Source organism: Rhizobium herbae, from assembly GCF_017873135.1.
Classification (GTDB): Bacteria; Pseudomonadota; Alphaproteobacteria; order Rhizobiales; family Rhizobiaceae; genus Pararhizobium; species Pararhizobium herbae.
Window position 1 is genome coordinate 385,372 of sequence record NZ_JAGGJV010000005.1, and the last position, 26,227, is coordinate 411,598.

General features: G+C 62.4%; 28 protein-coding genes and 1 pseudogene. 20 read left to right on the forward strand and 9 right to left on the reverse strand.

Translation table 11 applies throughout. The features are described 5' to 3' along the window. Positions 1-2 precede the first annotated feature (2 nt). On the reverse strand, positions 3-2,096 hold the full coding sequence (locus J2Z75_RS15960; protein WP_209853745.1) for a S9 family peptidase: 2,094 nt from the start codon (positions 2,094-2,096) through the stop codon (positions 3-5). 120 nt (positions 2,097-2,216) lie between these two features. After that, positions 2,217-3,146: a LysR family transcriptional regulator gene (locus J2Z75_RS15965; RefSeq protein ID WP_209853746.1), complete on the reverse strand. Its 930-nt coding sequence runs from the start codon at positions 3,144-3,146 to the stop codon at positions 2,217-2,219. Between the two features lie 154 nt (positions 3,147-3,300). Between J2Z75_RS15965 and J2Z75_RS15970 the strand changes: the two genes are divergently transcribed. From J2Z75_RS15970 to aztD, 4 genes and pseudogenes are all read left to right on the forward strand, one after another. Beyond that, entirely contained in the window at positions 3,301-3,573 is a 273-nt protein-coding gene (locus J2Z75_RS15970) for a DUF2798 domain-containing protein (protein WP_209853747.1), read from the forward strand. Positions 3,574-3,750: 177 nt separating this feature from the next. Continuing rightward, on the forward strand, positions 3,751-4,173 hold the full coding sequence (locus J2Z75_RS15975) for a YciI family protein (RefSeq protein ID WP_209853748.1): 423 nt from the start codon (positions 3,751-3,753) through the stop codon (positions 4,171-4,173). A 66-nt stretch (positions 4,174-4,239) separates the two neighbouring features. Beyond that, entirely contained in the window at positions 4,240-5,502 is a 1,263-nt protein-coding gene (locus J2Z75_RS15980; protein ID WP_209853749.1) for an RNA polymerase sigma factor, read from the forward strand. Between the two features lie 204 nt (positions 5,503-5,706). Beyond that, positions 5,707-6,935, forward strand: a pseudogene (gene aztD / locus J2Z75_RS15985) (zinc metallochaperone AztD). A 26-nt stretch (positions 6,936-6,961) separates the two neighbouring features. Here the strand turns inward: aztD and J2Z75_RS15990 are convergent. After that, complete coding sequence (locus J2Z75_RS15990; protein WP_234937387.1) at positions 6,962-7,825, reverse strand: VOC family protein; 864 nt, start codon at positions 7,823-7,825, stop codon at positions 6,962-6,964. Positions 7,826-8,174: 349 nt separating this feature from the next. Here J2Z75_RS15990 and J2Z75_RS15995 point away from each other — a divergent pair, with 349 nt between their 5' ends. After that, entirely contained in the window at positions 8,175-8,597 is a 423-nt protein-coding gene (locus J2Z75_RS15995; RefSeq protein WP_209853751.1) for a universal stress protein, read from the forward strand. Between the two features lie 123 nt (positions 8,598-8,720). On the opposite strand, the gene J2Z75_RS16000 is transcribed toward J2Z75_RS15995, so the two are convergent. Continuing rightward, positions 8,721-10,103: an SEL1-like repeat protein gene (locus J2Z75_RS16000; RefSeq protein ID WP_209853752.1), complete on the reverse strand. Its 1,383-nt coding sequence runs from the start codon at positions 10,101-10,103 to the stop codon at positions 8,721-8,723. Between the two features lie 286 nt (positions 10,104-10,389). On the opposite strand from J2Z75_RS16000, the gene trhA reads away from it, so the two are divergent. Further along, positions 10,390-11,049: a PAQR family membrane homeostasis protein TrhA gene (gene trhA, locus J2Z75_RS16005; RefSeq protein ID WP_209853753.1), complete on the forward strand. Its 660-nt coding sequence runs from the start codon at positions 10,390-10,392 to the stop codon at positions 11,047-11,049. A 36-nt stretch (positions 11,050-11,085) separates the two neighbouring features. Here trhA and J2Z75_RS16010 read toward each other — a convergent pair whose 3' ends face one another. Then, a complete protein-coding gene (locus J2Z75_RS16010; RefSeq protein ID WP_234937366.1) occupies positions 11,086-11,604 on the reverse strand; it encodes a hypothetical protein in 519 nt (172 codons plus the stop codon). Positions 11,605-11,890: 286 nt separating this feature from the next. Between J2Z75_RS16010 and J2Z75_RS16015 the strand changes: the two genes are divergently transcribed. The 4 genes from J2Z75_RS16015 (at position 11,891) to J2Z75_RS16030 (ending at position 15,073) form a co-directional block, all read left to right on the forward strand. Continuing rightward, positions 11,891-12,415, forward strand: a complete 525-nt coding sequence (locus tag J2Z75_RS16015) for a transporter suffix domain-containing protein (protein WP_209853754.1) — start codon at positions 11,891-11,893, stop codon at positions 12,413-12,415. 25 nt (positions 12,416-12,440) lie between these two features. Continuing rightward, positions 12,441-13,544 carry an HlyD family secretion protein gene (locus J2Z75_RS16020; RefSeq protein WP_327791260.1) on the forward strand — a complete coding sequence of 368 codons (1,104 nt, stop codon included), beginning with the start codon at positions 12,441-12,443 and terminating at the stop codon, positions 13,542-13,544. Further along, positions 13,534-14,553, forward strand: a complete 1,020-nt coding sequence (locus J2Z75_RS16025; RefSeq protein ID WP_209853755.1) for a DUF2955 domain-containing protein — start codon at positions 13,534-13,536, stop codon at positions 14,551-14,553. Before J2Z75_RS16020 ends, J2Z75_RS16025 begins: the two co-directional genes overlap by 11 nt. Positions 14,554-14,788: 235 nt before the next feature. After that, positions 14,789-15,073, forward strand: coding sequence for a hypothetical protein (locus J2Z75_RS16030; RefSeq protein ID WP_209853756.1), 285 nt, complete (start codon positions 14,789-14,791; stop codon positions 15,071-15,073). Between the two features lie 31 nt (positions 15,074-15,104). On the opposite strand, the gene msrB is transcribed toward J2Z75_RS16030, so the two are convergent. Next, on the reverse strand, positions 15,105-15,512 hold the full coding sequence (gene msrB / locus J2Z75_RS16035) for a peptide-methionine (R)-S-oxide reductase MsrB (protein WP_209853757.1): 408 nt from the start codon (positions 15,510-15,512) through the stop codon (positions 15,105-15,107). A gap of 255 nt (positions 15,513-15,767) precedes the next feature. Here msrB and J2Z75_RS16040 point away from each other — a divergent pair, with 255 nt between their 5' ends. The 10 genes from J2Z75_RS16040 to J2Z75_RS16085 all read left to right on the forward strand — a co-directional run bounded on the left by J2Z75_RS16040 (position 15,768) and on the right by J2Z75_RS16085 (position 24,543). Further along, positions 15,768-18,128, forward strand: a complete 2,361-nt coding sequence (locus J2Z75_RS16040; RefSeq protein WP_209853758.1) for a putative monovalent cation/H+ antiporter subunit A — start codon at positions 15,768-15,770, stop codon at positions 18,126-18,128. Further along, the gene (locus tag J2Z75_RS16045) at positions 18,125-18,544 is read left to right on the forward strand and encodes a Na(+)/H(+) antiporter subunit B (protein WP_209853759.1); all 420 of its coding nucleotides are present in this window, start codon (positions 18,125-18,127) and stop codon (positions 18,542-18,544) included. The genes J2Z75_RS16040 and J2Z75_RS16045 overlap by 4 nt, the downstream gene beginning before the upstream one ends. Next, positions 18,544-18,921 carry a Na+/H+ antiporter subunit C gene (locus J2Z75_RS16050; protein ID WP_209853760.1) on the forward strand — a complete coding sequence of 126 codons (378 nt, stop codon included), beginning with the start codon at positions 18,544-18,546 and terminating at the stop codon, positions 18,919-18,921. The genes J2Z75_RS16045 and J2Z75_RS16050 overlap by 1 nt, the downstream gene beginning before the upstream one ends. Positions 18,922-18,927: 6 nt before the next feature. After that, positions 18,928-20,487: a Na+/H+ antiporter subunit D gene (locus J2Z75_RS16055; RefSeq protein ID WP_209853761.1), complete on the forward strand. Its 1,560-nt coding sequence runs from the start codon at positions 18,928-18,930 to the stop codon at positions 20,485-20,487. Beyond that, on the forward strand, positions 20,484-20,960 hold the full coding sequence (locus J2Z75_RS16060; protein WP_209853762.1) for a Na+/H+ antiporter subunit E: 477 nt from the start codon (positions 20,484-20,486) through the stop codon (positions 20,958-20,960). Before J2Z75_RS16055 ends, J2Z75_RS16060 begins: the two co-directional genes overlap by 4 nt. Beyond that, on the forward strand, positions 20,957-21,331 hold the full coding sequence (locus J2Z75_RS16065; protein ID WP_209853763.1) for a cation:proton antiporter: 375 nt from the start codon (positions 20,957-20,959) through the stop codon (positions 21,329-21,331). The genes J2Z75_RS16060 and J2Z75_RS16065 overlap by 4 nt, the downstream gene beginning before the upstream one ends. After that, complete coding sequence (gene mnhG, locus J2Z75_RS16070; RefSeq protein WP_234937367.1) at positions 21,331-21,708, forward strand: monovalent cation/H(+) antiporter subunit G; 378 nt, start codon at positions 21,331-21,333, stop codon at positions 21,706-21,708. Before J2Z75_RS16065 ends, mnhG begins: the two co-directional genes overlap by 1 nt. Positions 21,709-22,472: 764 nt before the next feature. Next, positions 22,473-22,907: a MucR family transcriptional regulator gene (locus tag J2Z75_RS16075; protein ID WP_209853764.1), complete on the forward strand. Its 435-nt coding sequence runs from the start codon at positions 22,473-22,475 to the stop codon at positions 22,905-22,907. Between the two features lie 249 nt (positions 22,908-23,156). Then, on the forward strand, positions 23,157-23,633 hold the full coding sequence (locus J2Z75_RS29250) for a helix-turn-helix domain-containing protein (RefSeq protein WP_234937368.1): 477 nt from the start codon (positions 23,157-23,159) through the stop codon (positions 23,631-23,633). After that, the gene (locus tag J2Z75_RS16085) at positions 23,626-24,543 is read left to right on the forward strand and encodes a DUF6456 domain-containing protein (protein WP_234937369.1); all 918 of its coding nucleotides are present in this window, start codon (positions 23,626-23,628) and stop codon (positions 24,541-24,543) included. Before J2Z75_RS29250 ends, J2Z75_RS16085 begins: the two co-directional genes overlap by 8 nt. Here J2Z75_RS16085 and J2Z75_RS16090 read toward each other — a convergent pair. The 3 genes from J2Z75_RS16090 to J2Z75_RS16100 all read right to left on the reverse strand — a co-directional run bounded on the left by J2Z75_RS16090 (position 24,509) and on the right by J2Z75_RS16100 (position 26,210). After that, positions 24,509-24,931: a SufE family protein gene (locus J2Z75_RS16090; RefSeq protein ID WP_209853890.1), complete on the reverse strand. Its 423-nt coding sequence runs from the start codon at positions 24,929-24,931 to the stop codon at positions 24,509-24,511. The two genes, J2Z75_RS16085 and J2Z75_RS16090, sit on opposite strands and share 35 nt — an antisense overlap. A 648-nt stretch (positions 24,932-25,579) precedes the next feature. After that, the gene (locus tag J2Z75_RS16095) at positions 25,580-25,957 is read right to left on the reverse strand and encodes a hypothetical protein (RefSeq protein WP_209853765.1); all 378 of its coding nucleotides are present in this window, start codon (positions 25,955-25,957) and stop codon (positions 25,580-25,582) included. Further along, a complete protein-coding gene (locus J2Z75_RS16100) occupies positions 25,950-26,210 on the reverse strand; it encodes a hypothetical protein (protein WP_209853766.1) in 261 nt (86 codons plus the stop codon). The genes J2Z75_RS16095 and J2Z75_RS16100 overlap by 8 nt, the downstream gene beginning before the upstream one ends. Positions 26,211-26,227 lie beyond the last annotated feature (17 nt).

Here is a 26,227-nt window from a genome sequence, read left to right on the forward strand (position 1 = left end):
TCCTACATCTTCCCCGCCACCTTGATCGCAAACGCATACTCGAACGCGATCTCCTCGAGCCGCTGGAAGCGGCCGGAGGCGCCGCCGTGGCCGGCGTCCATGTTGGTCTTCATCAGGATCGGCTCGTTGCCGGTGGTCTTTTCGCGCAGCTTGGCGACCCATTTGGCCGGTTCCCAATAGGTGACGCGCGGGTCGGTGAGACCGCCGAGCGCCAGGATCGCCGGATAGGGCTTTTCCGAAACGTTGTCGTAGGGGGAGTAGGCGGCCATTCGCTCGTAGGCTTCCCTTGAGTCAATCGGGTTGCCCCATTCCGGCCATTCCGGCGGCGTCAGCGGCAGCGTGTCGTCGAGCATGGTGTTGAGCACGTCGACGAAGGGCACGGCGGCGATGACGCCCTTGAACTTCTCCGGCGCCATGTTGGCGATCGCCCCCATCAGCATGCCGCCGGCCGATCCGCCTTCGGCGATGATGTTCGCGTAGGATGTGAACTTCTGTTGATTCAGATAGTCGGCCGCCGCGATGAAGTCCTTGAAGGTATTGGCCTTCTTCTCCATCTTCCCGTCTTCGTACCACGCAAAACCCTTGTCCTTGCCGCCGCGGATATGGGCGATGGCATAGACGAAGCCGCGGTCGGCGAGCGACAGGCAGTTGGTGTTGAAGCTTGCCGGAATGCTGATGCCATAGGCGCCGTAGCCGTAGAGCAGGCAGGGCGCCGAGCCGTCGAGCGGGGTGTCCTTGCGATAAAGCAAGGTCACCGGCACCTCGGCGCCATCCCAGGCGGGCGCCATGACGCGGCGCGTCACGTAGTCGTCGATATTATGGCCGGACGGCACTTCCTGCGTCTTCAAGAGCGTGCGCTCGCGCGTCACCATATTGTAGTCGTAGAGCTGGCTCGGCGTCGTCATCGAGGAATAGGAGAAGCGGATGACGTCGGTGTCGTATTCGCCGGCCCCCGAAAGCCCGAGCGAATAGGCCTCCTCGGCAAAGGCGATCGAATGCTCTTCGCCGCTGCGGCGGTCGCGGATCTTGATCTGCGGCAGGCCGTTTTCCCGCTCCAGCCAGACGAGGTGGCGGGCAAAGGCCATGTGGCTGATGATCAGCCGGCCCGGCGTGTGCGGCACGACGTCTGTCCAGTTTTCCCGTGACGGCTTGTCAACCGGCGTCTGCATGATCTTGAAATCCTTGGCGCCGTCGGCGTTTGTCAGGATGTAGAACACATCGCCGCCTTCGGTCAGGGAGTATTCCAGCCCCGTTTCGCGCGCCGATACCAGCTGCGGCTTGCCCGTCAGGTCGGAGGTCGGCAGCAGCCAGTATTCGCTGGTCTCGTGGTCGTGAATGTCGATGTAGATGAAATCGTCGAGCATCGAGCCGCCGACACCCATGAAGAAGCCCGGGTCCTCTTCCTCGTAGACCAGCCGGTCGTCGGCCTGCGGCGTGCCGATGATGTGGTGGAAGATCTTCGACGGCCGGTGGTTGTCGTCGAGCACGGTGTAGAAGAAGCTCTTGCCATCCGGCGCCCAGGCGCCGCCACCGCCGGTGTTTTCGATGATGTCGGCCATGTCCTCGCCGGTGGCGAGATCGCGGACACGCAGCGTGTAATATTCCGAACCCTTGTCGTCATAGCTCCACAGCCCACGGCTGTGATCGGTCGAATGATCGACGCCACCCAACCGGAAATAGGCCTTGCCGTCGGCTTCCTTGTCGCCGTCGAGAAGCAGCGTGCGCTCGCCGCCGTCACGCGGCGTGCGGAAAAAGCGCGGCTGCTCGCCGCCCGTCACGTAGAAGGTGCCATAGGCGAACGGGCCGTCCTTGACCGGGACCGAGCTGTCGTCTTCCTTGATGCGGCCTTTCATCTCGGCAAACAGCGTCTTCTGCAGACCATCCGTGTCCGCCATCGCCGCCTTCATGTAGGCGTTCTCGGCTTCCAGATGCGTGCGGATTTCCGGATCGAGGATCGTTGGATCCTTGAACATCGCTTGCCAGTTGTCGGCGCGCAGCCAGGCATAGTCGTCCGTCCGGGTAATGCCGTGGCGTGTGTCGGTCACCGGCTTCTTCGGGGCGACGGGAGCGGGCGGCAGGTTCTTGAAAATGGACAAGGATGTCTCCGGGGTCGATGTGGCGGGAGACCATGAGATAGAGAGCCATGCCGCGGCGATCAAGCGGAAAGGCGCGGGAGGCCGATTGTGCGCATCCGCGTTTGTCTTGTCCCGGCGGGCTCAGGCGCCGCTCCAGCGTCCTTTCAGGCTTTGCACCATGTGATCGATCAAGGCGCGGATCTTTGGCGTTTCCGCGTGGCGATCCAGATAGCAGGCGTAGAAATCGAAGGGCGCATGCCCGGTGACAGCCGTGTCGGGTCCCGAGGGCGGGCCGAACAGCGGGACGAGAAGACCTTGCCTGATGAGCGGATCGACGAGGAAGGCGCCGAGGCGGGCGATGCCGGCTCCGGCCAGCGCCATTTCCGCCAGCGTATCGATATCGTTGCTGACGATGCGCGCATGCACCTCCGGCTCGAACAGCAGCCCGTCGCGTGAGAAAGTCCAGCGAAACAGGCGTCCATGGGCGGCGAACCGATAGATCAGGCAGTCGTGATGGATGAGGTCCTCCGGCCGGGCAGGGCGGCCCCTGCGGGCGATATAGTCCGGCGAGGCGCAGATCACCATCGGCACGGTGGCGAGCTTGCGTGCCACCAGCGAAGGTTCGAGCTGATCGGCAAACCGCACGCTGACATCGATCCCCTCGGCGATATGGTCGATCACACGGTCGGTGATCACCAGTTCGATATCGACCTCCGGATAGCGGGTGGCAAAGGCCGGTATGAGCGGCGCCACGACATGTCGCCCGAAGGCGACGGAGGCTGCGATTTTCAGAGGTCCGCGCGGCGTATCCTGCAGCGAGGAAACGGCGGTGGCGGCAAGCTCGAGGTCGTGCACCACATGGCGTACCCGGTCGAAATAGACCTGCCCGCTTTCCGTCGTGCCGAGCTTGCGCGTGGTGCGCTGCAGGAGCCGTGTGCCAAGCACCCGCTCCAGCCGGGCGATGTTCTGGCTGGCGGCGGCCGGGGTGATGCCGAGCTTGCGGGCGGCGGCTGCGATGCTGCCTTCCTCGACGCTGCGGATGAAGCTCTCGATGCCTCGCAAAGTATCCATAACATTCTCACCCGAATAGCGCGGTTCATTCGATAGTTTAGCTTCAAGCTCTATGAAGCCGCAAGCCTCTACCGATGCTTCGACGGGGCAGCTAGATATCGCTGCAACACAAGGAAACCTGCCGATTTCCGGCAGTCCGAGAATGGAGAAATTCATGACCCAGATAGTTGCTCCCGATATTGCCGGGGCGCGCAGCCGCAAATTGCCCAAGCGCACCGCTCCGGTCGTCTTCGCATTCCTGATGGCCCTGATCATGGCCTTCCTGATGTGCTGCGTCATCGTTGCCGCATCGGACGGCATCACCGCCGGCTACATGTCCGATGTGCTCAAGGCCTACAGCCTCGCCATGCCGGCGGCTTTCGTCTGCGTCCTGATTGTGCGGCCGCTGGTTGCCCGCCTCGTGCCCCTGTTCGTCCAGGTCGGCTAGGAAAGGGATGGACATGCTGTCGCTGCGGCCGATATTTCCATCGGGCTCGCGAGGGCACGCGCGATCCTTGCCGTGATTTTTTGAAAAAAATTCGGCGGGATGTCGATCGCATGCGGGCTCGTTCGTCGTATGATTGGGAAGGCCGCTGCGGCTTCCATGAATCAGAGGAGAAAGACGATGCGTGTAGTGGTTATGGTAAAGGCGACCGAGGATAGCGAAGCGGGCATCATGCCCACGACAGAGCTTCTGGCGGCCATGGGCAAGTACAACGAGGAACTGGTCAATGCCGGCATCATGATGGCCGGCGAGGGCCTGCACCCGTCGGTCAAGGGCAAGCGGATCGCTTTCGACGGTCCCGGCCGCACTGTCATCGACGGTCCCTTCGCCGAAACGCGCGAATTGGTCGCCGGCTTCTGGCTTTGGGAGGTCAAGGACATGGCCGAGGCCATCGAGTGGGCAAAGCGTTGCCCCAACCCGATGCCGGGGCCGAGCGAACTCGAGATTCGCCCGGTCTTCGAGGCGGCCGATTTCGGCGAAGCGTTTACGCCGGAACTCGTCGAACAGGAAGAGCGGCTGCGCGAAAAGGCTGCCAAGCGCTAAACCGGTCTGTCATCGTCAAGCCGCTGCGGCTTGACGCGGCCCTTGCTCCTCGCCTAAGCGGGGAGCATGGCGGCGACAGAAACCCATCATGCGATCGAGACGGTTTTCCGGATCGAACAGGCCAGGCTCATCGGTGGCCTGGCCCGCATGGTGCGCGATGTCGGTCTTGCCGAAGAGCTGGCGCAGGACGCCTTGGTGATTGCTCTTTCCGAATGGCCGAAGACCGGGGTGCCGAAAAATCCCGGTGCCTGGCTGATGGCGGCGGCCAAGCGCCGCGCCATCGACGGGTTCCGCCGCAAGACCATGCTGGCGCGCAAACATGCCGAAATCGGCCGGGACCTCGAAGACGAAAGCGTGAGCCCTGTCGAGGCGATCGAGGCGGCGCTGGACGATGACCTCGGCGACGAATTGCTGGGCCTGATCTTTACCGCCTGCCACCCGATCCTGTCGCCCGAGGCGCGCGCCGCTCTCACCCTGCGGCTGATCGGCGGGCTGACGACGGACGAGATCGCCCGCGCTTTCCTGTCCAGCGAAACGACGATTGCCCAGCGCATCGTCCGGGCCAAGAAGACCCTTGGCAAGGCCGGACTTGCCTATGAAGTCCCGCGCGGGCCGGAACGGAAGGAACGCCTCGCCTCGGTGCTGGAGGTGATCTATCTGATCTTCAACGAGGGCTACGCGGCCACCGCCGGCGAAGACCTGATCCGTCCCGCCCTGTGCGCCGAGGGCCAGCGGCTGGGCCGTATCCTCGCCGGCCTGCTGCCCGGCGAGCCCGAGGTGTTCGGCCTGCTGGCGCTGATGGAAATTCAGGCCTCGCGGCTCAATGCCCGCGTCGCCCCGGACGGCTCGCCGATACCGCTCACCGAACAGAACCGCGCCCGCTGGGACCAGCTTCTGATCCGACGGGGACTGGCGGCGCTCGAACGCGCCGAAGCCCTGGGCGGAGCCGAGGGTCCCTACGCCCTTCAGGCAGCCCTTGCCGCCTGCCACGCGCGGGCGCACAAACCGGAGGAAACGGACTGGAAGAGAATGGCGGGGCTCTACGACAGACTGCGTGCGGTCATGCCGTCGCCGGTGGTGGATCTTAACCGGGCCGTCGCCCACAGCATGGCCTTCGGTCCCGAGGCCGGCCTGACGCTGCTCAGCGAGATTGATCCGGCCGGAGCCCTGGCCGGTTATGCGCCATTGCCGGCGGCGAGGGGAGATTTCCTGTTCCGGGCGGGCCGCCTGGCGGAAGCCCGGGTCGCGTTCGAACGGGCCGCAGCGCTCAGCCGCAACGACCCCGAAAAGGCTTTCCTTCTCAAGCGGGCAGCTGCCTGCGGCGGCTGATTGCCCTCTGGGGCCTGCCTGCGCGCGCGACGCCCCGTCAAACCCATCGTTTCAGCCCGATCCTCGTTTCCACACCATCGAACCGTGCACCGCTGTGGAAATCCTGGATCCGCAACCGCCGGTGCACATTTTCAGGGTGGACAAGGAAAACGTAACTTTATAACAAACGTAATGTTATTACATTTAATTCCGCAGGAGAATCCCATGTCTATCCATCTTGGCAAACCGATGCAGATTGCCGCCGTTCTGGCGCTGACGGCGCTATCGCCCCTTCCGGCCTTCGCCGATGACCACACGGAAACATGGAGGCTGTTCGTCGCCGATATACGCAGCCGGTGGTGCGGGCGCTGGATGCTTCAAGCGGCAGCGAGATTGGCCGGTTCGACCTCGGCGGCTTTGCGGCGCTCTCCTTGAGCGATACGGGAAAGACAGTCTTTGCCGTGCAGGGAGACAAGGACACGGTGCAGGTTATATCAACAGGCATTGCGCTTTCGGACCATGGCGAGCACCGGGATATCGCGGTTTCCGATCCGAAACTGCTGCCCGGCGTCATCAACGGCAGGAAGCCGGGCCATGTCGTGACCCATGGCGACGATGTGGCAATTTTCTACGATCGCGGCGGCAAGACCGATCTCTTCCAGGAAAGCGCGCTGCTTGACGGCAAGAACGCTGCCGAAAGCATCGATACGACGGCGCCGCACCATGGCGTGGCGGTGCCGATGGGCAGGAACATCCTGGTGTCTGTCCCCAACATGACCGTCGAGGTGAAGCCTGACGAACTTCCGCCGCGACTTGGCCTGCGGGTCGTCGACCGGGCAGGAAAACAGATCGGTGATGTCGCGCCCTGCACGGGCCTGCATGGCGAAGCGACGTCGGCGCGCCTGGTCGCATTCGGGTGCGAGGAGGGGGTTCTGGTCGCCCGGCCGGGCGGCATCGACGGGCCGAAGCTTGAGATGATCGCCTATGGCGACGATCTGCCGGAAGGCAAGGTTTCAACCCTGCTCGGCGGCAGGTCGATGCAGTTCTTTCTCGGCAATTATGGAGAGGACAAGGTCGTGCTGATCGACCCCGACAGCGCGACGCCCTATCGCCTCGTCGAGCTCACCACCCGCCGCGTCGATTTCATCCTCGATCCGGCCCATGCCCGCAACGCCTATATCCTCACCGAGGACGGCAAGCTGCATCTGCTGGATACGGTCAGCGGCGAAATCACCCGCTCGGCTGCCGTCACCGAGCCCTACAGCAAGGATGGTCACTGGCGTGATCCGCGCCCGCGGCTGGCGGTTGCCGGCGATCATATCGCCATCACCGACCCGCGCCACAGCCTGGTGCGGATGATCGACAGCGGCACGTTTGCCGAGACCGCGACGATCCCCGTCGAAGGCCAGCCCTTTGCCATCGTCGCCGTCGGCGGCTCCGGGGCAACGCACTAACCTTCTGCGTTGGCGGTGTGGATGGTCTACGCCGCCAGCTTCAGGCCGATGCCCCAGGGGTCGATCAGGGACACGGTATCGCCATTGCGCGTCACCGGGATTTCCAGTTCGTCCAGCTTGGCGATGGCATTCTGCAACTTGGCCGGATCGTTGAAATGCACGGTATAGTCGGCAAGACCGGTCATGTTGGCCTGCCGCTTCGCCGCGCCGCGCGAGTTCCAGATATTGGCGCCGACATGGTGGTGGTATTTGCCGGAGGCAAAGAAGCTGGCGCCGGGATAGGTGGCCATCAGGTCGAGGCCGAGCACATCGCCGAAGAAGGCGTTGGCCTGCGGGATGTCCGAGACCTGCAGATGGATATGGCCGATCGCGGTGCCGTCGGCCATGCCGTCCCATTTGTCCTTCGGCGCTTCGTCGTACAGCGCCTGCAGGTCGAGCGGCAGCGTCGCCATCTTCACCATGCCGTCGTCGATATAGTTCCATTCCGCGCGCGGCCGGTCGCGATAGACCTCGATGCCGTTGCCTTCGGGATCGCCGAGATAGATGGCTTCCGAGACCAGATGGTCGGAGGCGCCCTGCAAAGGCACGTTGTTATGGGCGATATGGGCCAGCCAGCGGCCAAGCTCGTTGCGGTCGGGAACCAGGAACGCGGTGTGGAACAGGCCCGGTGCGTTGCGCGGCGCTGGCGCGGCATTGCCTTGCGTGGTCAGCGTCAGAAGCGGCCGGCCGGCAACGCCGAGCGTCTCGCCGCTTGCCGTCTTTTCGATCGGCGAAAGCCCCATGATCGTCTGGTACCAGGAGGAGACCATCGGCAGGTCGCGCACAACCAGATGCGAATGATCGACATAGGCGGGCATGCGGACGGCGTGGTTTTCGGCTTGCTCGGTCATATCAGGGCTTTCTGCCTTGGCTGTGGTCGCAACGGCTCCGGTCACCAGGGCGGTTGCCGAAAACTTCATGAACGTTCGTCTGTCGAAGCCGGTCATGGCGCGCTCCCGTTTGATTGTATTGCCAACCTATATGACGCGCGCGCGGCGTTCATGAAAGATGCCGTATTGAGGATGTAGTGTTCTCCATCCGTTGACAATCGCCTGCGACTGCATGGCAGGTTGTGACTTTCGCGTTGGCATACCTATATTGAATCCATCCGCGCAAGGTAGCGAGGGTTGATGCATATAACGGCCCGTGAGGCGGGACATTCCGCCCCTTAGCCAGCGCGGCGAACCCGAGGAGACCGTCATGTATTCGAAAATCATCGTGCCGATTGCCATGGACCATCTGGAGCATGGCGAGAAAGTGCTGGAGCGCGCCCAGTCGCTGCTCGACGAGGGCGGCAAGATCATCCTGCTGAATGTCGTCGAGGACCTGAATGCCTATGCGCAAGGGTACATGATCGTCGATTTTCCGCTGGAAATGATCGAGGAATCGCGCAAGCACGCGAAAAAGACGCTGACCGATCTCATGGAAAAACATGGCATCGCGGGCAGCGTCGAAATCCGCATCGGCGGGGCGGCCGGCGTCATCAATGCCTTTGCCGAGGAGGTGGACGGCGATCTGGTGATCATCGCCTCGCATCGCCCGGGCCTGATCGATTATTTCATCGGCTCGACCGCCAGCCGCGTCGCCAGCCATTGCAAATGCGCGGTGCTGATCGATCGGTAGGCGGAGGCCCACTGGCACGTTTGAGGCTTCGCAAATCTTGAGTTGTCGTACAGTTGCCGTTGACGCCGATACCAACCCATGTTGGCAGCCGTCGCCATCGGCAACGACTTTCCGCATCACGCTCTACCGAACCCCGAAAATCCGGTCGATCGCCGCTTGCGTCTGCGGGCCGAAGCCGCCGTCGATCGGGCCGGAATAGAGTTTCTGGTCGGCGAGACGTTTTTGCAGCGCCTTGCGGAAGGGCAGCGACCAGTTGCCGGAGTTATCGCGCATCTGGTTGCGGCTGAAGGTGGCGCCGGCCCTCAGCGCCTTTTCCATCCATTCGGCGGCAAGAACGGGATCGGCGTTTACCGAAAGGCCCTTGTCATAGAAATTGGCGACATTGTTGAGGGCGATGGAATCGCCGGCCTCCGCCGCGCGGCGATAGAAATCCATCGCCTGGTCGAAATCCTGGGTTTCGCCTTCGCCGGTCTCGTAGGCATAGCCGATATTGGTGAGCGCCGTGGCGTTGCCGCCATCGGCGGCCTTGCGATAGAGGCGCATGCCTTCCGCCACGTCCTTTTCGATCCCGATGCCGGAATAAAGCATGTAGCCGAGGCCGTTCATGGCGTCGGCATTGCCGAAATCGGCCGCTTTCCTGTACCAGTCGAGCGCCTTTACTGTATCGACAGGCCCGCCGATGCCGTTGAGGTGGAAGTTGGCGGCATTGGTCATGCCGACGGCATTGCCCGCTTCCGCCGCCCGCACATACCAGCGGCGGGCTTCCTCGACATTGCGCGGCACCGTATTGCTGGTCTCCAGCAGGAAGCCGGCGTCGTTCATGGCGCGGGCATTGCCGCCGGTGGCGCCCTTGACGTACCAGTCGAGCGCTGCGGCATCGTCCTCGGGCACCGCCCGGCCGGAATCGTAGAAATAGCCGAGATTGAACATCGCCCAGGCATTGTTGCGCTGGGCGGCATCGAGATACCAGCGCATCGCTTCCTTCTCGTCCTGCGCCACGCCCTCGCCATTGTCATAGGCATAGCCGATCGCCGCGAATGCAGCGGGATAGCCGCGCCCGGCCGCCTTGCGGTAGAGATCGAGCGCACCGGCATAGTCCTTCTGCTTTTCCCTGGCGCGGGCGGACTGGTAGATGAAGCGCAGGATATTGGGTTTCGCAGCGCGCGCCGTCTCGCAGGCGGCACGCGCGGCAGGGCCGTCGAGCGCATCGAATTCGACGGCGGTCACGGTCCTCGCCCGGTCGTGATCGAGCGGATCGGCCGCCAGCGTGTCGCAGGGATCGATGCCATTGTTGTTCGCGGCGGGCTTGACCGTTTCCAGCGTGCCGATCGAGGCACCGTCGCGGGTATTGGCAGCGGGCGGCGCCATCTGCGGCGGCGACGCATAGCCGGTGCCGGCATTCGGATCGACCTGGGCGAGGGCATTGAACGGCAAGGCGAGGGCGGCAAGCAGTGCAGCGGCGGCAAAGGCGCCCGGACAGGAGAGGCTAGGCTGTTTCGATGTCATGGCTGTCTCCGCTGCGAGCCGCGTGTCCGTGTTGCGATTATTCTCTTGAAAAGTGCTGCTTTCGCAAGTCTCCTGGGGAACAGCGGCGCTCAGGTACAGGTGTTGGGGGACAGGCGAAATGTCGATCTGTCGCAATTCTTGATCCTGGCCGCCCTGTTTCCGCTCTTAACCCTGTGTCAAATTGCCATGGCGGCCAGGCTTGCCGTAGGTCGGTGTTGACGGCAGACTGTGGTCTTGCCGGCAAGCACCGTCGAACCGGAATGAAATGGAGCGTTGAGAGGCTGTCTTGGAGATCAAGGGCATCAAATGGAATTACGATCGCTCTGAGCTGATCGCCGATGGCGTCGTCCACGGCATCGGGCTTGCCTTCGCGCTGATCGGCGTCACGGCAATGATCTTCTATGCCAGCGTCTGGAGCACGTCGGGGCAGCTGGCGGCCGCCTGGATCTACGGCGCCGGGCTGGTGGCGACACTGTCGATTTCCTTCCTCTACAATCTCTACCCCGTGTCGCAGACCAAGTGGTTCCTGCGCCGCTTCGATCATTCCTCGATCTTCGTGCTGATCGCCGCCACCTACACGCCCTTCCTGCAGCGCGGTTGGGACGACCCCTATCTGTTCGGCATGCTGATCGGCATCTGGACGATTGCCATTGTCGGCGTGCTGATCAAATGTGTCTTTCCCGGCCGCTTCGACAAGGTGGCGATCCTGCTTTATCTCGCCATGGGCTGGAGCGGCGTTTTTGCCGCCGGCCCGCTGCTGTCGCAACTGACGGAAACGACGATGATCCTCATCCTGATCGGCGGCATCATCTATTCCTGCGGCGTGATCTTCCACGTCTGGGAAAAGCTGCGCTACCAGAACGCCATCTGGCACGGCTTCGTCGTCGCCGCCGCCGCCGTCCACTATTCGGCCGTGCTGACCTGCATCAGCAGCGCCTCGACCTGATCTCCATTTTCGATCGCACGGCCTGGACGCGGCGTATCAGTTCTGCGCCGCGCCCGGTGCTGCCTGCGGTGCCTGGTTGCATCCCGCAGCCGGTTGCAGAGATTTCACCATGCGGCTGATCACGCTGTTGAACCGTTTCAGCGCATCGCGCGGATAGTCGAGATGGAAATAGGCAGCGCTGCCGTCGCAAAGTGCGATGCCGCGCACGTAGAGAATATGGGTCGACCGCGCGCCGGAATAACTCGCCCAGCCCGGCGTCACCTTGTCGTAGGTGATCTCCCAGCCTTCCTGCTTGTCCCAGCCGATGCGGTTGCGCGCCTCGGCGGCGAAGCCGTCGTCTTCGACCATGGTGCCGAAGAGCAATAGCCGGGCGTGGCCGTCATCCGAGCGGAAAGCCGCCCCGTCGCCGTTGTCGCCTTCCTGCTCGAGCGTGAAGCCCGGCGGAACGTCGGCGCTGTAGCCGAAGCGCGGGTTGGAATAGCGGGTCCAGTCGTCCGCCGCAAAGGCAGGACATGCAGAGCAAAGGCCCGCTATCAGCATCAAGGCATGTCTCAAGGCAGCTTCCCTTCCGTTCCGTCTGCGCCGGCCCGGCAAAGCGGGTCTAAGCGGGACGCCGCCGGCCGGATGTTTATTCGCCACAAGCAGCAGCAAAACATGAAAATTGGCCCCCCGCTACCCGATATCTGTCATCGTTGATCCCTGCCCGACAACAATCTCTACAATTGCATTCTTCTCGTATTCTAAAATCCTAACTTGCGGTTTATAGTTGTTTTTCATGGGGAAAAAGCGGGGAGCCGCGCTGCTCGACAAACGATCGGCGCTTCAGGGGAGGGACGAAAGAATGTCAGTTCAAATGGAAGAAAACGTCGCGCCGCAAGCACCGGCCTGGCGTTTCAAGCTCGGCATTGTCCTTGTCTGCATCGCCATAGCCATGTGGCTATGCGTGCCGATCGCAGCATGGGCGGGTGTACCGAGTACACGGATCGCTGCCATTACCGGGGTGATCTTCATCGTCAACAAGGTCTTGTTGCTGCTGGTCATCGCGGTGATGGGAAAATCCGGTTTCCAGCAGCTCAAGAGCAAGATCTTCGGCGTCTTCCGCCTTGCTCCGGACACCAGCATCGGACGGGTGCGGTACACTCTCGGCCTCGTCATGTTCTGCGTCCCGCTGATTTCGGCTTCGCTGGAACCGTATCTGGATGCGATCTGGCCGGGCCTGCGTCCGAACATCTGGCAGCTCCAGTTGCTCGGCGACGTGATGTTCCTTGCAAGTTTCTTCGTTCTCGGCGGCAATTTCTGGGACAAGATCCGCTCGCTGTTCGTCCGTGGCAGCCGTGTCGTCTATCCCGAAAATCCTGCTGCTTAAGCACCGATAGTCAAAGGAACAGACCGTGGCTTCTGACGAACCTCTCGGCGAACCCGTGCCAGCGACGCCGGCTGGCAACCCTTTGCGCAGGGTCGCGCTGATCATCGTGCTTTTGGCCCTGGTGCTTTTCGTCCTTTCGGTCTTCATGGAACGGCGGACGCCCTCGACCTCGCAGGCGCAGGTCCAGGCCTATGTCGTCGGCATCGCGCCGGAAGTGACGGGGCGTGTCGTCGAGGTCAACGTAACAGACAATTCCCCGGTGGAGCCCGATCAGGTGCTGTTCCGCATCGATTCCAGCCGCTACCAGATCGCGGTTGCGGAGGCTGAAGCAGCCCTTGCGCGCGTCGGCCAGACGATCGGCGCTTCGACGGCGCAGGTCGATGCCGTGCAGGCCCGGCTCGTGGAGGCCCAGGCCAACCGCGACAATGCCAGCGAGCAATTCGGCCGCGCCTCGGAGCTGGTGAAGCGCGGCGTCTACGCGCAGGCGAAGTTCGACGAAGCCAAGCTCGCCTTCGATCAGGCGGACGCGGCGGTGAAGGGCGCACAGGCCGATCTCGTCAGCGCGCAGGAGGAACTCGGCCCCGCCGGCAGCGACAATCCCCAGATCAAGGCGGCGCTCGCGGCACTGGAGCGGGCCCAGCTTGATCTCTTGCGCACGACCGTGCGCGCGCCATCCGCCGGCGTCGTCACCAACCTGCAGCTCTCGATCGGCAAGGTGGTCAGCGCCGGCCAGCCGGCCATGACCTTCATCGATGTCGGGACCATCTGGATCGCGGCGGCCTTCAAGGAGAACAGTCTCGAGAACGTCGCGGTCGGCAACCAGGCCCAGGTTCTGTTCGACGCCCTGCCGGGGCAACTGTTCGGCGCGAAGGTCGAAAGCGTCGGCCTGGGGGTCTCGCAGGGCAATACGGATCCCAGCACCGGCTTGCCGACGATCCGCAGCGACACCGGCTGGGGCCAGGAGCCGCAGCGCTTCCCGGTCCGGCTGATCCTGGATGAAGGACGGCCGAAAGGGGTCCGCTACGGTTCGCAGGCGACTGTCGTGATCTACACAGGGGAGAACCCGGTCACGAATGCCTGGGGCTCGCTCTGGATACGCATCATGTCGGTGCTGACCTATGTCAGTTGACAACATCCTGGCGGAACAGAAACGCAAAGGCCTGCGGCTGGCGCTCGCGGTATCGGCAGGCTTCACGCTCTCGGTTGCGACAGGGGCAATCGTGCCGTTCCTCGGGCCGCTCTTTGCCGCGCAGTTCATCCTGTCGCGTTCCCAGCCCATGCCGCTTGGCAAGACGCTGGGCATGGCTGTTCTCTTTCTCGCCACCGGCGTCTTCATGATCGTCCTGACCGCATGGTTCGGCGACCGTCCGGCGACGTTCCTCCTGCTGCTGGGCCTGATCTACTTCGCCTGCTTTCTCGCCCAGTCGAGCGGCAGGGGCGGCCCGGCGGTTTTCCTTGTCCTTGTCGTGGCGATCATCGTGCCGCTGCTCGGCATCCTCAACAAGGAGCTGGCAGCATCGATCCTGTCGATCCTCGTCCTTGGAGTCGTGAACGGCACCGTCTTGATGTGGCTGGCGCATGCGATCGTTCCGGAACCGGCATCGATAGGGCCACTGGCGCAACCGGTGAACACGGCTTCGCCCGACTATCCGCGTGCGCTGGCAAACACGGCGATCCTGCTGGCGGCTGTCACGATCTGCCTGACGAGCGACGAACTCGGCGCGGCGCTGGTCATTCCGATAACGGTGGCATCCCTGCTCGGGCAGCTCGATGTCGCCGCGAGCGGCCGGGCGGCCATTGGGCTTGTCGTCGTGAACCTGCTGGGCGGCATCATCGCATCGGTCGCCTACGCTCTTCTAACCCTTCGTCCGAACCTGTTTTCAATGTTCGTTATCATGCTGGTCGTCTGCCTGCTGCTCGGCGGACGCGCGGCAGCGCGCTCCGCCGACGCGAAGGTCTACGCAGGTGCGCTGACGACATTCCTGATCCTGTTCGGGCTCGGCGTGTCGCCACTGCCGGGCAGCGCCGCGGAATCGTTCTCCACGCGGATATCCTATGTCGCGGCCGCGATCGTTTTTACATTTTTCATGGCAGCTTTGCTCTGGCAGCGCCCGCGTGAAAAGGGCGCGACCGCCTGAAAACACGATGCGTTCGCCTTGGCAGGTTGCATGGCTGCTTCGGCCCAGCGCTTCCGTTCCTCTTTATTGCGCTTGTTGTCGAATAGGCAGAACCATTCGTCCTCCACATCCGTAGAGGGTGATCGAACGATTTATTTCAACCCATTAACGCTTTGTTGGTAATTTTGAACATTTGGCCGAAAAAGGGGCTATGCTGGATAAAACGGTGGAAAAACAACACCGGGAGGGAGAGAGCATGTCTGAGCGGAGGAATCCCGCAAATCGCAACGATGCAAGTCAATACCAGGATTCAAGTCAACGCCGGGATTATGGCGAGGACGACATGGGCGTTCCCCTGTGGAGCGAAGCGGACGAGGCGGAGGTATCGGGTCGCAACTGGTCGGTCATCCTGGTCTTCATATTCGTTCCGCTGATGGCGCTGGTCGTTCTGGCGCTCTGTCTCTACGCGCTGTTTGCCCATGTCTTCAGCACGCCGCAGGCCCCTGAGACGGTCATCGAAAGCACCAGGCAGCCGTCCTGACGCGGTTGCGAGGCCGCGCTTGCGGGCAGGATCATTCCTGCTCGAAGGTGAGGGCCACGCCGTTCATGCAGTAGCGAAGGCCCGTCGGCGGCGGACCGTCGGGAAACACGTGGCCGAGATGCGCGTCGCAATCGGCACAGCGGATTTCCGTCCGGCTCATGCCGTAGGAAATGTCGTGGTGCTTCGTCACCGCGTCATTGGAGATAGGCTCGTAGAAGCTCGGCCAGCCTGTGCCGGAATTGAATTTCGCCTGGGAGCGATAGAGGGGCCGGTTGCAGCAGACGCAGTGATAGATGCCCTTCTTGCCCAGATCGAAATCGGGGCTTGAAAAGGCGCGTTCGGTGCCGTGCTGGCGGGTGATGCGATACTGGTCCGGCGTCAATTGTGCCCGCCACTCCTCATCGGACTTCATCACTTTCAAGGTACCGGTGTCGCTCATCTGTCCCTCCCTGATGTCTACCGGAAATATAGGAAGGACCTTTGGTTCCGGCAATCGCCGTCAGGGCCGCGCGATCAAATTGCTCTATCGCGGCGGCTGGAGTCTTGGGGTCGAGACCGGGCGCGAGGCCTGTATATCCTTTCCCAACCTTGAGTTTACCCATCGCTTGGCTTATCCCAAATCTGTCTGCAACGGCACTCGTCGTTGATCGCTCGCTTTTCGCCGCTGCAACCCGTGAAAGGAACCCGCTGACCCATGAATGTCGCCGATCTGACATTTCTGGCCCTCTGCCTTCCCTTTCTGGGCGCGCTTGCAGCGCCGTTGCTCACGCGAGCGCTCGGCCACAACGCCGCCTGGGTGCTAGCCCTCATTCCTGTGGCGATTTTCGCGCATTTCGCCGGTTTTTCGGCTGACATCGCCCGCGGGGGAACCGTCACCGGCGGTTACGCCTGGGTGCCGTCCTTCAATGTCAGCTTTTCCTGGCTGGTCGACGGCCTGTCGCTGACCTTCATCCTGCTGATCTCGGGCATCGGTGCGCTGATCGTGCTCTATTCCGGCGGTTATCTCAAAGGCCATCCGCATCAGGGCCGGTTCTTCTCGTTCCTGCTGATGTTCATGGGCTCGATGCTCGGGCTGGTGGCCTCGGACAGCTTCCTGATGCTGTTCGTCTTCTGGGAGCTGACCTCGATCACCTCCTTCCTGCTGATCGGTTTCGACCACCAGCGCGAAGCCGCCCGCCGCGCTGCATTCCAGGCGCTGGTCGTCACCGGCGGCGGCGGGCTGTTCCTGCTCGCCGGCCTGATCGTGCTCTGGAACATCGCCGGCGTCACCCAGTTCTCAGGCCTGATGTCGCTCGGCCCTGTGGTTAAGGCAAGCCCGCTTTATCTCGCCGCGCTGATCCTCGTTTTGGGCGGCGCCTTCACCAAGTCGGCGCAGTTCCCGTTCCATTTCTGGCTGCCGAACGCCATGGAGGCACCGACGCCGGTCTCGGCCTATCTGCATTCGGCCACCATGGTGAAGGCCGGGGTCTACCTGTTGATGCGGCTCAACCCGGTGCTGGGCGGCACGGCCGAATGGCAGATCATCCTGCCGGTTTTCGGCGCGGCAACGCTTCTCATCGGCGCGCTTCTGGCGGTGCGCCAGACCGACCTGAAGCTGATGCTCGCCTATACGACGATGTCGTCGCTCGGCCTTCTGGTGATGCTGACCGGCTTTGGTGCACCTTATGCGATCGAGGCGGCTGTGCTGTATCTCGTGGCGCATTCGCTGTTCAAGGGCGCGCTGTTCATGGTGGCCGGCATCATCGACCACGAGACCGGGACGCGCGACGTGACGCGGCTCGGCGGCCTGCGCTCGGCGATGCCGCTGACATTTGCGATTGCGCTTGCCGCCGCCGTTTCGATGGGCGGGCTGCCGCCCTTCTTCGGGTTCCTCGCCAAAGAGGAGGTCTATGCCGCACTCTCGGCTTTCGGCCCGCGTTCGATCACCTTTGCGGCGCTCGTCATCATCGGCAACGCCCTGATGTTCGCCGTTGCCTTTGCCGTGGCGTTGATGCCGTTCGTCGGTAAACCCGTCGCGACCCCGAAACATGCGCATGAGGCGCCGCTTCTGCTCTGGCTCGGTCCCGGTCTGCTGGCGCTTGCGGGACTTGCCGCCGCCTTCCTGTCCGGCACCGTCCATGCGCTGATTTCCTCGCCCATGGCCTCGGCCATCGCCGGTGAAGCACGCACCGTTACCCTGTCGCTCGAACCGCATATCGGCGTGCCGCTGGCCTTGTCGGCGCTGACCGTCGCTGCCGGTATCGGTTTCTATCTCGGCCTTGCACGTCTTCGCGCGGGCATCGCAGCGGCTCTCGCTGCCATCGGCTGGGGGCCGGATCGCGGCTTCGACCAGGCCATCCGCGGCCTCGTTCGCCTGTCCTTTGTCGTCACACGGCGGCTGCAGAACGGCAGGCTCGACACCTATATGACCGTGACCTTCGTGATGGTGGCGATCGTCCTCATCGTGCCGCCGTTCCTGTTCGGCGAGCTGGCCCGGCCGCCGATCTTCCCGTCCATTCCGCTGCACGAGTTCGCCATCATGGCCATTGCCGTGATCGGGCTTGTCGCGGTTCTTCTGGCCAAGGACCGGCTGACGGCGATCGTCTCGCTCGGCATCCAGGGTTTCTCGGTCGCGGTCATCTTCCTGCTCTATGGGGCACCGGACCTCGCCTTCACCCAGTTCATGATCGAAACGCTGGCCGTCGTCATCCTGGCGCTGGTGATGACGCGGCTGAGGCTGTCTCCGTCCGACCACCGCCCGCTGCGCCAGACCCTGCCGGATGCGGCGATCGCGCTTGCCTGCGGGCTCGGCGCCACGCTGCTGCTGCTCAAGGTGACGGAGGGACCGTTCAACACGGCGCTCACCGATTTCTTCAACCAGTATTCGAAAACCATCGCCCATGGCGGCAATGTCGTGAACGTCATCATCGTCGATTTCCGCGGCACCGATACGCTCGGCGAAATCGCCGTGGTGATGATCGCGGGCCTCGCCGTGCTGTCGCTGGTACGGCTGCGGGCAGGCTCGATGCGGCGCATCGCCGACAATGATCCCGAAGCGGAGGAGGCCGGCCGATGAAATCGCTGATCTTGCGCACCGCCGCCCCGCCGATCGTCGGCGTCATGCTTTTGTTTTCGGTCTTCGTGCTTCTGCGCGGCCACAACGAGCCGGGCGGCGGCTTCATCGGCGGGCTGATCGCCGTTGCCGCCCTGTCGATCTACGGCATCGCCTTCGGCGTCGAAACCGTGCGCCGCGCGATCGTCTTTCATCCGCTGGCGATATCCGGCGCCGGGCTGCTGCTGGCAACGCTGTCGGGCCTCGTGTCGATGGTCTTCCATGTGCCGTTCATGTCCGGGCTCTGGGCCTATCCGGTGATCCTCGGGCAGGAGGTGCCGCTGTCGAGCGTCATGACCTTCGATATCGGCGTCTATCTGGTCGTCGTCGGCGCGGTTACATCCATCGCCCTGTCGCTCGAGGAAAGGGGGGAGGATTGATGGAACCCGTTTTCGCCGTTCTCACCGGCATCTTCCTCTCGTTCGCCGTCTATCTGCTGCTGTCGAAGTTCATCATCCGCATGCTGCTTGGCGTCGCCATCCTCGGCAATGCCGTCAACCTGCTGATCTTCACCAGCGGCCGCATCATGCGCGAGGTGCCGCCGGTGATCGGGGCAGGGCTCGACGTGCCCGCCGGGCCGACGGCCAATCCGTTGCCGCAGGCGCTGATCCTGACGGCGATCGTCATTTCCTTCTCGTTCTTCGCCTTCCTGCTGGTGCTCTCCTGGCGGGCCTATAGCGGCCTTGGAACCGACAACACCGACGCAATGCGCGTGGCCGAGCCGGACGACGTCCAGCCGCCGCCGCTCGGATATTGACATACCATGGCCGTTTCGACTTCCCCCGCAGATCTCTCCGCAGCCCTGGTTCTTCAGCCGGTGGCGGCGCTCGACTGGCTGGTGATCCTGCCGGTCGCCTGGTGCATCGGCATCGGTGCCGTGCTGATGATGGTCCGGCACAAGGGGTTCCTGCAGCCGCTGATCGCCGTCGCCGCCCTTGCCGTCCTCGTCGGCCTCGATGCCGTGCTGCTGTGGCATGTGGCGCAGAGCGGCCCGGTGACGATGGTCATGGGCCGCTGGCTGCCACCGTTTGGCATTGCCTTCACCGTCGATCTGACCGGCGCGCTGTTTGCGCTGACGGCCGCGGTCGTGGCGCTCGTGGGTGCCATCGCTGCCATCGACGACATCAATGCCAGCGGCCGTCGCTATGGCTTCTATCCCTTCCTGATGCTGCTGATGGCCGGCGTCAGCGGCGCCTTCCTGACGGGCGATATCTTCAACCTCTATGTCTGGTTCGAGGTGCTGCTGATCTCCTCCTTCGGGCTTCTGGTACTCGGCAGCGAGCGCGAGCAGATCGACGGGGCGGTGAAATACGGCTTCCTCAACCTCGTCGCCACCACGCTGTTCCTGATCGCCACCGGCTATCTCTATGGCATCTTCGGCACGCTCAACATGGCCGACATTGCCCGCAAGGCGCCGGACCTGCGCGACACCGCGCCGCTGGTGACGCTGACGGGCTTCTACATTCTTGCCTTCGCGATGAAGGCGGCGGCGTTCCCGGTGAACTTCTGGCTGCCGGCCTCCTATCACACGCCGCGCATCGTCGTCTCCGCGCTGTTTGCCGGCCTGCTCACCAAGGTCGGCATCTATGCGCTGATCCGCGTCTCCGTCATGCTGTTTCCGTTCGAGCGGGAACAACTGAGCCTCGTCATCGCCGTCGTTGCGGTACTCACCATGCTGACCGGCGCACTCGGGAGCCTGGCGCAGACCGATACCCGCCGCCTGCTCGGCTATCTCGTCATCTCCGGCATCGGCGCCATGCTGGCCGGCATTGCCATCGGCGGGGCGGACGCCATCGGCGGCGCGATCTTCTATGCGCTGCATTCCATGCTGGTGATGACGGCGCTCTATCTGGCGGCGGGTCTTGCCGCGCGTCTCGGCGGCGGCTTTTCGCTGATTAACCTCGGCGGGCTCTACCGGGATCATCCGCTGTTTACGGCGCTGTCGCTGATGCTATTCTTCGCCGTTTCCGGCCTGCCGCCGTTCTCCGGCTTCTGGCCGAAGGTGATGCTGGTCAAATCAGCCCTCGACAGCGGTGCCGGCTGGCTGGCCGGCGCGCTGCTGCTCGCCGGTTTCCTGACGATGATCGCCACCGGCCGGGTGTTCCTGCTCGCCTATTGGCGGCCGGCACAGGAAGGCAGCGCGACGGGGCAGGCGGTTTTGCCGCCCATGGCCCTGTTGCCGCTGCTGGTACTGACGACACTCAGCGTCCTCATCGGCCTCTTTCCCGAAACCCTGCTTGCCCTCATCAAGAGCGCCGCCTTGACGCTCGACGAACCGTCGGCGTATCTGAATTCCGTCTTTCCGGCGGGGAGCGCGCCATGACGTTCATTGCCGTCAACCTGATGCTGACCCTGATCTGGGCCGCCGTCTCCGGCAGCTTCACCATCCACAATCTCCTGCTCGGCTTTGCCGTCGGCGCGCTGTCGCTGTGGCTGGTGCGTGAACAGTTCCCGGCCAGCCTGCACCGGGTCCGCCCGGTGAAGCTTTTGCTGCTGGCGGCGTTGTTCTTCAAGGAGCTCATGCTCTCGGCGGTCAAGGTGGCGATCATGGTGCTGAGACCGAACATGCGGCTGAGGCCGGGTATCTTCGCTTTCCCGCTGACGCTGACGCGCGATTTCGAGATCACGCTTCTGGCCAACCTGATCACCCTGACGCCGGGCACACTGTCGGTCGATGTCTCGGAAGACCGCAAGATCCTCTACGTGCACGCGCTCGATTGTCATGATCCGGCAGCCGAAAGGCGGGCAATCTCCAGCGGTTTCGAGCGCCGTATTCGCGAGGCTTTTCCGGCATGAGCGCATCCGCCATCCTTTCCTTCTCCACGTCCTTCGCCCTGATTGCCCTGTCGCTCGGCCTTCTGCTGACGGTGGCGCGGATCCTGCGCGGGCCGACGCTGCCCGACCGGGTGCTCGGTCTCGACATGCTGGTGGCGATCGCCATCGGCTTCATCGCCGTCATCGCCATCCGCAGCGGCTACAATCTCTATATCGACATCGCCATTGCGCTCAGCCTCGTCGGCTTCCTTGCAACCGTCGCCTTTGCCCGCTTCATCCTGGCACGCGGACTGTCGCCGGAAGCGGAGAAGGGCGCAGGCGAGGCGCCACCGGCAGTGCAGAAGGCCAGGCGCGACAAGCCGGCCCGCCGCAGACACAAGGGAGCCCGGTGATGGCCACAGATATCGATATGGCCACCGCGATCGCCGTCAGTGTCCTGCTGGTGATCGGCTCGCTGTTCAGCGTGCTGGCCGCACTCGGCCTGCTGCGCTTTCCCGACCTGTACACACGCATGCATGCCGCCTCGAAGGCGGGCACGATCGGCTCCGGCCTGCTGCTGCTGGCCGCCGGCATCCATGCATTCGACACCGCCATCCTGTTGCGGGCGCTCGCCGGTTTCGCCTTCTTCGTGCTGACCGCGCCGATCTCCGCCCATCTCCTCGCCAAGGCCGCGCATCAGGCGGGCTACAAGCTGACCAATCTGTCGGTGACCGATCAGTTGCCGCAGCCAAAGCAGAAATCCGGCAATATTCATACCAAGGATCGATGATAGGAACCCACCTCCGGCCGGCTTCTCTTCGTCTCCGGCGGCGTCGAGGCTCTTGCACTATGCGAAGGCATCGTGACTGCGAACCTCTCCTGGCCGGAGACGAAGATCGAGCCGATCCTATGAATTCCTATCATCGATCCTTGGTATTAGCGGGCTGTGCCTTTAATCGAACGCATTCTGTCGCGATGCATGCGGCACTGCGAATGGATTCGGCTACCGGTTTTGCCGGATGGAACGGTCGATGTGAGCCGGCAGGATGTGCACCGTTAAGGGCTCGATGCTCCTGTCTGAGGATACATTGCCCGAAGCTGGAAGTAGACTGTCGCGGACTTCCAGCGCAGCGCAGCGTTTATCGGTAGATGTATCGTAATGTTTCTGGTAGCGCGCCGGTTCTCCCCACATTTCAAGATCAATAGGCTAAATCTCGCATAAATTATTATTGGACTTTTTCTCGATCAATGTTAATCGAGTAAAGGCAAAGTGTCCGTTTCTATATTACTTCGATCTGAAATTCCAGCATGGGTTGTGATTGTTGGTTGTTGCTTTGAGGTGCTGGGTCTCCCCGGTGCTTTGGCAACGGATTCCAGCCCCGGAATTGGGAGTATTATGAGGGTTGTCGCGGTTTTCGGTTGTGGCCGAGGGGAAATCCTTCAGGTTTGGCCTTGAATCGCGGTTTCGGACATTTTCTCAGCATGTTTTGGTTGTGTTCGCGATAAACCCATCGTGGACATGTTTGAAGAAATTCCGATAGGAGAAAGAAAGAAATGACGGATCTACCGCTTGGCTCGGCCCACGATCTTCTGGTTGAACTTACCGCAGAGATTGTCGCTGCCTATGTCAGCAATCATGTCGTCCCGGTCGCCGAACTCTCGACACTGATCGGCGATGTCCACGCTGCCTTGAACAACACCAGCAGCCCGGCTCCGGTCGCAGTCGTGATTGAGAAGCCGAAGCCGGCCGTTTCCGTCCGCAAGTCGGTCCAGGATGACCAGATCACCTGTTTGGAATGCGGCGGCACCTTCAAGTCGCTGAAGCGCCACCTGATGACACATCACAGCCTGTCGCCGGAAGACTATCGCGAGAAGTGGGACCTGCCGTCCGACTATCCGATGGTGGCCCCGGCCTATGCCGAAGCGCGCTCGCGCCTCGCCAAGGAAATGGGCCTCGGCCAGCGCCGCAAGCGCCGCGCCACCAAGTAAGGCCCTCGCTGGATTCCAGCCACGAGACACCAGAGCCGGCCCGGCGTCGTCAGGCCGGCTTTTTATTGCCCGGTGCCCGGCATCGGAATTGGTGGATGTTTTAGGAAGAGAGGAAAATATACCTATTTTCTTTCCGCGAATTCGTAAAAACAGCGAAAAAACAACGGATGATCGATGGTGTGGGCTTTCCATCATCCCCGCGTTTACACTAGGGTGTATGAATTAATTCCTATTTTAAGGAGTGAACTCATGCAAATCATCAAAACGTTGTATCTGCCTTCGTCGAGGAAACAGCCTCGGCCGCCCGTTGCCCGCGTGCCGCAGACAAAGCCCGTGCTGCCGCCCAAACCGCCATCCGTCTCCGGCAGCGTTGCCGAACCCTGGGGTCCTGTCCTGCCCGTTGCCGCCCATCTGCGCTGCCGCGTCGTACGGCAGGTGACGGCGGAGATGGTGATGCTGGTGGGGGAGCGCGTGCCGCTCAGGCGGGATCGCCGCCGGATCAGCTGCCATGTCCGCCAGATCTCCATGTATGTCTGCCATGTCGTGCTGCAGATTTCGCTCACCGACATCGGTCATTCCTTCGGCCGCGACCGCACGACCGTCGGCCACGCCTGCAACGTCGTCGAGGATCGCCGCGACGATCCGGCCTTCGACGATTTCATCGCGTCGCTGGAGCGTGTCGTCACCTCCGTCTTCGGTGCGCCGGGAGGGCGGGAGCATGCGTAACGCAGCGATCACGAGTGACGCGGCGATCACGAGTGACGCGGCGATCACAGGCGACATGGCGATCGGGCACGCGGGTGCCACCCACAAGGACATCGTCCGCCTTGTCCGCTATGTCGCGACCCATGCTCCGGTCCGGATGGAACCGGCACAGGCGGGCGTGATGTTTCGCCCTGCCGGGCACAGTCCGTCGCGGCATTTCCCGCAAGCCGCGCTTGACCGGGCCTGCTCGCTGGGTCTCCTCGTGCTTGACGCCGGCGGTGTTCGTGCAACGCCGGAGGCGCCGGCTTTCCTGCGCCGCGCTCTTCTGGCGCCGGAAGAGGCGTTTCAGGAGCAGCATCGCGACACCGAAAGCCGCACCGCCATGGTGGAGGGTGTCCGTCAGAGCGTCCGGGTCAATCCGCTGGAATCGCCGCTTGGTGTCATTGCCCGCCTGAAGGAAAAATCCGGCCAGGCCTTCCTGCCGCCCGAGGCGATTTCGGCCGGCGAGCGGCTGCACGCGGATTTCACCCGCGCGCACTTGCAGCCGCGCCTCACCATGACCTACGAGCCGCGGCTTTCGACGAAGACCAGGGGCAGCGCCGGCACCGCCGATCTCTGCGACACGGCGCTTGCCGCGCGGTTGCGGGTGGGCAGGGCGATGGAGGCGATCGGACCGGAACTTTGCGGCGTGGCGCTCGATGTGTGCTGCTTCCAGAAGGGGCTTGAAATCGTCGAGCGGGAGCGGCAATGGCCGGCGCGTTCCGCCAAGCTGATGCTGCGCACCGCGCTGATGGCACTTGCCCGCCACTATGCGCCGCCGCCGCGCGGGGCAACGCGGCAAAACCATGTCTGGGGATCGGAGGGCTACCGACCGGAGGCGGGCGATCTTGTTGTCGCTAGGCGGCCAGCTGCCGGGCGGCCTCGTCCTTGATGCGCTTGACCATCGAGCGCAGGCCGTTGGCGCGCTGGGCGGTGAGGTATTCGATCAGCCCCATCCGGTCGAACAGGTCGAGCGCATCGGTCTTGATGATATCGGAGGCGTGCTGGCCGGAAAAGATCGACAGCACGATGGCAACGAGGCCGCGCACGATATGGGCATCCGATTCGCCCTCGAAGGTGAGGATCGGGTCGCTCACGGCATTGCCGGCATGGGTGACCAGCCAGACCTGGCTGGCGCAACCCTGCACCTTGTTTTCCGATGTGCGCTGGTCTTCCGGCATTTCCGGCAGCTTGCGGCCGAGCTCGATCACATAGCTCATCCGGTCCTGCCAATCGTCCAGATAGGCGCAATTGTCGATGATCTCGGCAAGCGGGGTGATCGGCGATGTGTTGGTCTGGTCCATGGCGTTCATATAGGCGATCGGTCGGAACATGAAAACCGCAAAAAGAAAAAGCCGCGAGGGAAGCCCGCCCTAAACTGATGTGCGAGGCGCAACAGCTCAAACTGGACTGCTTCGTGGCAAATGCGCGGAGACGGGGCGATGAGAAATATCAACAGCCTTATCACCGTGCTCTTTAACAAAAAGTCGGCTGCATTCATGTCTCGAGGATAGGGGGCACCGATCCTGTAAAACGGGAAGCCCTTCAAGATGAGAAAGCTGGCAACTTGCCAAGCCCGTCGATGGCCTGCGGGAGGGGCCTTAAAGTCGGATCCAGTTCGATAGGTCGTGCCGCCACAACGTGGGCAAATCTTTTGCGTCGCGTCGGCCGGGCGTTTCAGAACTCGCTGGCAATTCAGACACGCAAATTTCGTCAGAGCTGTTTTCATGAACAGACGATAACTCAAGGCCCCGGAAAAGCCACTCCCACCCCGCACCTCAAGTGATTATATGGAACCTTCGCGGTTCCGCCGGTTGCTCCCACCGCGCCATCTGGCGTATCCAAAACCGCCGAGGCTCTAATCGCAGCCGGATGAAACTTCAGTGGCAGGTCAGCGCTTATCCATATCCATCAGCCTGCCGGTCCAGCTAAACATCACCTTTTCTAACTGCTTCTAACAAAATATTCGCGTTGCGAACTACGCTTTGCCAGCGTGGGGTTCGAACGTAGTCGGCTGTTAGTTCGTCGGGATAGTCTTCTTCGAGTGTAGCACGCAGTGAGGTCGCTAAATTCTCTAACTTTGGGGCTTCGTTCTTTGTGATGATTTTCCCTACACACGCTTCGATATTTTCAATGGCGAGAATGCCAAACAGGAATTTAACCACAAGATCGTAGTCGATGAATTCGGCGCGCACCCCATTTTCATCATATCGGTATGTCTCGAGAGTTTTATCGCTCGCAGACAAAAACTCCAGAAAATATATCAAAAGGGCTCGCCCGTCGGATTGTTTTATTTCCTCATTCATTTGCTACTCCAAAAAGACTGAACCCAGAATAAACATCGATTGGAATATGCCCGTCGACGGGATTGTTTGCTAGTCCGTCGAAATATCTATTTCCGTTCGCATCGATGCCATGTCCGCCAACGCGAACGACTACATGGCTAACGCGTTGACTGGCGTTTGCTGAAACTGGATTGGCGGCGTCGATGCGTACTCTGTTATCTGCGTTTGCTGGGTCGGTAAACTCAACCCCAACACCTTTGTCGGCTAGCTTCATGGTCCACTCGCTGGGTA